Origin of the sequence: Nocardioides sp., assembly GCF_035547795.1 — a bacterium.
Lineage (GTDB): Bacteria > Actinomycetota > Actinomycetes > Propionibacteriales > Nocardioidaceae > Nocardioides.
Map to the genome: position 1 here is coordinate 1 of NZ_DASZUF010000070.1, position 6,945 is coordinate 6,945.

Sequence of the window (6,945 nt, forward strand, 5' to 3'; positions counted from 1 at the left end):
CTCCGCGTCGATGCCGCCGATGCCGATCAGCGGCAGGATGCCGCACGCGGCGGCGAGCGCACCCAGCCCGAACGGATCGGGCAGGCCGGCCTTCGACCGGGTCGTGAAGAGCGGGCCGAAGCCGGCGTAGTCGGCGCCGTGGTCGGCCGCGGTGGCGACCTCGGCGCGCGAGCGGCAGGTGGCGCCGATCAGCAGGCCGGGCGCCAGCCGGCGTGCCTCCGCGACCGGTAGGTCGTCGGCCCCGAGGTGCACGCCGGCGGCGCCGGTCGCGAGCGCGACGTCGAGCCGGTCGTCGACGACCACCACGGCGCCGTACGCCTCGACGGAGCCGCGCACCACCCGGGTCAGCTCGACCAGCTCGCGGGTGGTCGCGTGCTTGTCCCGGACCTGGAACCCGTCGACACCGGTCCCGGCCAGCGCAGGCAGCAGCGCGAGGTCGTCCTCGGACGAGACCAGACAGAACAGCCGTGGCAACAAGGGATGCTCCTTCGCTTCCTTCGCCGGCATGACCCGGATCAGGTTCGACGGTCGGAGCGGCTTCAGCTCCCTCTCAGTCCGCTGCCGCGGACTCCCGTGGTGGATGCCTCGACCATAGCGAGGGGCGGCTACCGGCGCAACGGCGTCTCCTCCGCGATCCGGCGCAGCTTCTCCGGGTTGCGCACCACGAAGAGTCGCACCACCGCGCCGCCGTCCACCTCGGCGGTCACGATCGAGTCGGGCTCGCCGTCGACGTCGATGCGCAGCGCCGGCTCACCGTTGACGACCACGGCCACGCCGTCGACCGCCGAGTCGGGCGGCTGCACCGCGATCAGGAAGCGCAGCACCTTCTCGACCCCGACGATCGGCCGCAGCGCCGCCTTCTTCACCCCGCCACCGTCGGTCACCAGCACGACGTCGGGAGCGAGGACGTCGACCAGTCCGGCCAGGTCCCCGGTCTCGAGCGCGGCCAGGAAGCGGGCCACGACCCGACGGCGCTCCTGCTCGCTCACCTTCGAGCGCGGCCGCCGGGCGGCGACGTGCTCGCGCGCCCGGTGCGCGATCTGGCGCACCGCCGCCACCGACTTGTCGAGGGCCGCGGCGATCTCGTCGTAGGACTCGGCGAAGACCTCGTGCAGCACGAAGACCGCCCGCTCGGTCGGCGTCAGCGTCTCCAGCACCGTCAGCATCGCCAGTGAGAGGCTCTCGGCCAGTTCGACGTCCTCGGCGACGTCGGGGCTGGTCAGCAGCGGCTCGGGCAGCCACTCGCCGACGTACTCCTCGCGGCGGCGTGCGAGCGTGCGCAGCCGGTTGAGCGCCTGCCGGGTCACCGCTCGGACCAGGTAGGCCCGCGGGTCGCGCACGCCGGCGCGGTCCACCGCCCGCCACCGCAGCCAGGTCTCCTGCACGACGTCCTCGGCGTCGGCCGCCGAGCCGAGCATCTCGTAGGCGACGGTGAACAGCAGGCTGCGGTGGGCGAGGAACGGGTCGTCGCTCATGCTCCGGACGCTACCTCGGGTCGCGGCGCCATCGGCGCCAGGTCGCAGGCCTCGGCGTACCCCTCGGACTCGATGCCGAAGGCGATGTTCGAGCGGGTGTAGAAGTTCGCCAGCGCGACGAAGGCGGTCAGCTCGACCAGCGCCGGGGCGCCGATCCGCTCGCGCAGGCTCGCGGACAGCTCGTCGGTCACCATCGGCGGCGAGACCGACATCGCCTCGGCGTAGACCATCACGTCGCGCTCCAGTGGGGTGAACACGCTCGACTCGCGCCAGCGCGGCACCTCCCGCGCCTTGTCCAGGTCCAGCTTCTCGTTGAACGCCTCGAAGTAGCCGAAGTCCAGGCACCACGAGCAGCCCAGCATGGAGGCGACCGCCAGATGGGCGAACGACTTCAGGCTCGGGTCGCAGGCGTGCCACTTGCGCGCCTTGGCGCTGATGGACAGGTAGCTCTTGAGAACGGCGGGGTTGTGGAAGTACACCCCGAGCGGCTCGGGGACCCGGCCCAGCATCTTCATGCTGAAGCGCTTGACGAGCGTGCCGTACAGGCCCGTGATCGGGGCGGCGGGGATGCGGGTGGTGCTCATGTCTCCTCCTCGGACGGGATCGTTCGACATCCAGACACCGACCGGCCGACGGATGTGACAGGTGCGCGGGATATCGTGTCGAGCCGTGGCCGAGGCTCCCTTTCTCTACAGCGACCTGCTCCCGACCGGCGAGGACTCCACGCCGTACCGACTGATCACCACGGAAGGGGTCAGCACCGTCGAGGTGGGCGGCCGCACCTTCCTCACGGTGGAGCCGGAGGCGATCCGCCGGCTGACCTACGAGGCCATCCACGACATCCAGCACTACCTGCGCCCGGCCCACCTGGCCCAGCTGCGCAAGATCATCGACGACCCGGAGGCATCCGGGAACGACCGCTTCGTCGCGCTCGACCTGCTCAAGAACGTGAACATCTCCGCGGGCGGCGTGCTGCCGATGTGCCAGGACACCGGCACCGCGATCGTGATGGGCAAGAAGGCCGAGGGCGTGCTCACCGGCGTGGACGACGCCGAGGTCATCTCTCGCGGCGTCTACGACGCCTACACCAAGCTCAACCTGCGCTATTCGCAGCTGGCGCCGATCACCATGTACGACGAGAAGCCGACCGGCAACAACCTGCCGGCGCAGATCGAGCTGTACTCCACGCCTGGCCAAGAAGTGACACAGCACAGCCCGGAGTACAAGTTCCTCTTCATGGCCAAGGGCGGCGGCTCGGCCAACAAGTCTTTCCTCTACCAGGAGACCAAGGCGATCCTGAACCCCAAGCGGATCCTGGAGTTCCTGGACGAGAAGCTGAAGTCGCTGGGCACGGCGGCGTGCCCGCCGTACCACCTGGCGGTGGTGATCGGCGGCACCTCGGCGGAGTTCGCGCTCAAGACCGCGAAGTACGCCAGCGCCCACTACCTCGACACCATGCCGACCTCGGGCGACGCCTCCGGACATGGCTTCCGCGATCTCGAGCTGGAGGAGGAGGTCTTCAAGCTGACCCAGTCCTTCGGCATCGGCGCCCAGTTCGGTGGCAAGTACTTCTGCCACGACGTGCGCGTGATCCGGCTGCCGCGGCACGGCGCCTCCTGCCCGGTGGCGATCGCGGTCTCGTGCTCCGCCGACCGGCAGGCGCTGGGCAAGATCACCGCCGAGGGCGTCTTCCTCGAGCAGCTGGAGACCGACCCGGCGCAGTACATGCCCTCGGCCGGCGTCGCCGAGGACATCGCGGCCGGCGAGGTCGTGAAGATCGACCTGAACCGGCCGATGAGCGAGATCCTGGCGACGCTGTCGTCACTGCCCGTCAAGACCCGGCTCTCGCTGACCGGGCCGCTGGGGGTGGCGCGCGACATCGCGCACGCCAAGATCAAGGAGCGGCTGGACGCCGGCGAGGAGATGCCGGCGTACCTGCGCGATCATCCGGTGTACTACGCCGGTCCCGCCAAGACGCCGTCCGGCATGGCGAGCGGGTCGTTCGGCCCGACCACGGCCGGCCGGATGGACTCCTACGTCGAGCAGTTCCAGGCGGCCGGCGGCTCCCTGGTGATGCTGGCCAAGGGCAACCGCTCGAAGCAGGTGACGGACGCCTGCCACGCACACGGCGGCTTCTACCTCGGCTCGATCGGCGGCCCGGCCGCGCGGCTGGCTCAGGACTGCATCAAGTCGGTGGAGGTGCTGGAGTACCCCGAGCTCGGCATGGAGGCGATCTGGAAGATCGAGGTCGAGGACTTCCCGGCGTTCGTCGTGGTCGACGACAAGGGCAACGACTTCTTCACCGACCCCGCTGGCACCACCACGATCCCGCTGACCGGGATCCGGGTGCGGTCGGCGCAGTAGTCATTCGTCCTCGACGCGCTCACCGAGCTTGTGCCGGCGGTGCTGGTCCGGCTTGTGCTCGTTGTCGCGCCTGTTCTCCGGCGGCTTGGCGTCCGGCCCCGAGCCGCGCGTGTCCGGGTCGCCGGACTCGCTGTCGGGATACCCGGCGGTGGAGTCGTCGGGGCTGATCGGGGTGTCCTGCTCGTCGGCATCGAGGCGCTGCACCTCGGAGACCTGGCCCTCGGAATCACTCATGCGGACTCGGTAGCCCGGTGGGGTTCGCCGTACACCTGGATAGAACGCGTTCTACTATGGCCCGGTGAGCGACTTCGGCTTCTTCCGCCGCGACGGCGACAGGTATCTGCCCACCCCGCTGGCGCGCAGTCTGTGGAGCGAGGAGCAGATGCACGGCGTCGCGCTCAGCGGCCTGCTGGCCCGGGAGCTGGAGGCGGCCGCGGGCGCGCTCGGTAAGAGCGACTTCGTGCCGGGGCGCTACCACGTCGACCTCTTCCGGGCCGCGCGGATGGCACCGACCACCGTGCGTACGACCATCGTCCGCGACGGGCGGCGGATCGCCCTGATCGACGCCGAGGTGGTCCAGGGCGCGGACGACGTCGTGGCGCGGGCGCGCTGCACCTGTCTGATGCCGTCGCAGGCCACCGCCGGCAAGGTGTGGACGTCGCCCGCGCGGGCGACTCCCCCGCCGCTGGCGATGGCACCGGTGACCAGCGATCCCACCCTGCCGCTGTTCGCGAGCGAGGAGCCGTGGTCCAGCGACTTCGGCCACCACCAGAACGGCGGGCGGCACGCCAGCTGGCAGACCGCCGTGCCGACCGTGCTCGACGAGCCGATGACGCCGTTCCAGGCGGTCGCGGCGATGGCCGACTCCACCAGCATGATCACGAACTGGGGCACCGCCGGGATCGAGTACATCAACACCGACATCAGCCTGGCGCTCGCCCGGCTGCCCGGCGGCGTCCAGGTCGGGTTGCGGTCGATCGACCACATCGCCGTCGACGGGGTGGCGGTCGGCGTCGCGGAGATCTTCGACCGCGACGGCACCATCGGCACCGCCACCGTCACCGCGCTGGCCAACACCAAGCGCACCGTCGACATGGCCGTCGGCGGCAACGAGCGCGCGACCGCCCTGCCCTGAGCACCTGGGGGAATGCGCTGGAAGAATGCGGCGCGTGGACGAGGTGGCGCGCAGCGATTCCGAGCGGGGCGAGCTGGTGCTGCGACGCCGCGACGACGGCGCCTTGGAGCTGCGCGCCAACGGGGTGTTCGTGATGGACACCGTCGAGACCAGCACCGAGCGCGAGCTGGCGGCCCGGGCACTGGCGTTGCACCACGACCCGCGCGAGGTACTCGTCGGCGGGCTGGGTCTGGGCTTCACGCTGGCCGCGGTGCTCGCCGACGAGCGGGTGGCGCGCTGCACCGTCGTCGAGATCGAGCCGGCGCTGGTCGACTGGCTGCGCGAGGGCACCGTGCCGCACGGCCCCGAGATGCTGGCCGACGGCCGCGTCCGGGTGCTGGTCGACGACATCGCGCGGGCGCTGCGGCAGGCCCCGCCCTCGGCGTACGACGTCGTGCTACTCGACGTGGACAACGGTCCGGGCTACCTGGTGCACGACGCCAACGCGGGCCTCTACCGGGCCGCGGCGCTGACCGAGGCGCGGCGGACGACGCGGCCCGGTGGTGCCGTGGTGGTGTGGAGCGCAGCGCAGGCGCCGGAGCTGGAGGCGACGATGCGGGAGGTGTTCGGCCGCTGGCAGGTCGAGGAGCTGTCCTACCCGGTGGATCTGCAGGGCCGCGCGGAGACCTACTGGCTCTACGCCGGGCACGTCTCCGGCGTCTGACCGGCGTCTGACCGGTCACACCCGGGCATAGCCGCGCTAGCGTCATGGCTATGGCTGATGTGAATGACTTCCGCATCGAGCACGACAGCATGGGCGAGGTCCGGGTCCCCAAGGACGCGCTGTGGCGCGCGCAGACCCAGCGGGCCGTGGAGAACTTCCCGATCAGCGGCACCCCGATCGAGCCCGCGCTGATCCACGCCATCGGGGCGGTGAAGGAGGCGGCCGCACGGGTCAACGGCGAGCTCGGCGTCCTGACGCCGGAGCGGGCCGACGCCATCGCGAAGGCGGCCGCCCGGGTGCGGGCGGGCGAGGTGGACGACGCGTTCCCGATCGACGTCTTCCAGACCGGCTCGGGCACCTCCTCCAACATGAACGCCAACGAGGTGATCGCCTCCCTCGCCGGCGCCGCCGGCACCGACGTGCACCCCAACGACCACGTCAACGCCTCGCAGTCCTCCAACGACACCTTCCCCACCGCGATCCATGTCGCCGCCGCGGTCGCGGTCACAGACGAGTTGCTGCCGGCGCTCGACGTGCTGGCGGGTTCGTTCGAGCGCAAGGCCGAGGAGTTCGCCGGGCTGGTCAAGTCCGGCCGCACGCACCTGATGGACGCCACGCCGGTGACGCTCGGCCAGGAGTTCGGCGGGTACGCCGCCACCCTGCGCTATGCCGCCGAGCGGATCGAGGCCGTCCTCCCCCGCGTCCGCGAGCTGCCCCTGGGCGGCACCGCCGTCGGCACCGGCATCAACACTCCGGCCGGCTTCCCGCAGCGCGTCATCGAGGTGCTCGGCGAGCTCACCGGCCAGCCGTTCACCGAGGCGCGCAACCACTTCGAGGCGCAGGGCACCCGCGACTCGCTGGTGGAGCTCTCCGGCGTTCTGAAGACGATCGCGGTCGGCCTGATCAAGATCAACAACGACCTGCGCTGGATGTCCTCGGGCCCGACCACCGGGCTCGCCGAGATCCACCTGCCCGACCTGCAGCCGGGGTCGAGCATCATGCCGGGCAAGGTCAACCCGGTACTGCCGGAGGCGACGCTGATGGTCGCCTTCCAGGTGATCGGCAACGACACCGCGATCACCGCCGCGGGCGCCTCCGGCTCCTTCGAGCTCAACGTGGCGATGCCGATCATCGCGCGCAACCTGCTGGAATCGATCCGGCTGCTGTCGACCTCCACCACCGTGCTGGCGCGGCGCACCGTCGACGGGATCACCGCGGACGCCGCCCGGATGCGCGCGTACGCCGAGTCCTCACCCTCGATCGTGACC

Annotated in this window: 8 protein-coding genes and 1 riboswitch; of the genes, 4 read left to right on the forward strand and 4 right to left on the reverse strand. The window is 71.0% G+C overall.

Annotated features, from left to right (window positions below; genetic code table 11):
* The 3 genes from VHA72_RS05125 to VHA72_RS05135 all read right to left on the reverse strand — a co-directional run.
* Positions 1 to 477, reverse strand: a 477-nt coding sequence (locus tag VHA72_RS05125) for a thiamine phosphate synthase (protein ID WP_325573366.1), incomplete at its 3' end; no start/stop codon positions are given.
* Positions 474 to 585: riboswitch (TPP riboswitch) on the reverse strand. (Overlaps the previous gene by 4 nt.)
* A gap of 20 nt (positions 586 to 605) precedes the next feature.
* On the reverse strand, positions 606 to 1,475 hold the full coding sequence (locus tag VHA72_RS05130; RefSeq protein ID WP_325573367.1) for an RNA polymerase sigma-70 factor: 870 nt from the start codon (positions 1,473 to 1,475) through the stop codon (positions 606 to 608).
* A complete protein-coding gene (locus VHA72_RS05135) occupies positions 1,472 to 2,059 on the reverse strand; it encodes a carboxymuconolactone decarboxylase family protein (RefSeq protein WP_325573368.1) in 588 nt (195 codons plus the stop codon). Before VHA72_RS05135 ends, VHA72_RS05130 begins: the two co-directional genes overlap by 4 nt.
* 85 nt (positions 2,060 to 2,144) lie before the next feature.
* On the opposite strand from VHA72_RS05135, the gene VHA72_RS05140 reads away from it, so the two are divergent.
* Positions 2,145 to 3,839, forward strand: a complete 1,695-nt coding sequence (locus VHA72_RS05140) for a fumarate hydratase (RefSeq protein WP_325573369.1) — start codon at positions 2,145 to 2,147, stop codon at positions 3,837 to 3,839.
* Here the strand turns inward: VHA72_RS05140 and VHA72_RS05145 are convergent, their stop codons facing one another.
* The gene (locus tag VHA72_RS05145; protein WP_325573370.1) at positions 3,840 to 4,073 is read right to left on the reverse strand and encodes a hypothetical protein; all 234 of its coding nucleotides are present in this window, start codon (positions 4,071 to 4,073) and stop codon (positions 3,840 to 3,842) included.
* Positions 4,074 to 4,137: 64 nt separating this feature from the next.
* Here VHA72_RS05145 and VHA72_RS05150 point away from each other — a divergent pair, with 64 nt between their 5' ends.
* From VHA72_RS05150 to VHA72_RS05160, 3 genes are all read left to right on the forward strand, one after another.
* Positions 4,138 to 4,974 (forward strand): acyl-CoA thioesterase domain-containing protein, encoded by an 837-nt coding sequence (locus VHA72_RS05150; protein ID WP_325573371.1) that lies wholly within the window; start codon positions 4,138 to 4,140, stop codon positions 4,972 to 4,974.
* Between the two features lie 25 nt (positions 4,975 to 4,999).
* On the forward strand, positions 5,000 to 5,677 hold the full coding sequence (locus VHA72_RS05155) for a spermidine synthase (protein ID WP_325573372.1): 678 nt from the start codon (positions 5,000 to 5,002) through the stop codon (positions 5,675 to 5,677).
* A gap of 50 nt (positions 5,678 to 5,727) precedes the next feature.
* Positions 5,728 to 6,945: class II fumarate hydratase (locus VHA72_RS05160; protein WP_325573373.1), on the forward strand; the 1,218-nt coding region annotated here is incomplete at its 3' end.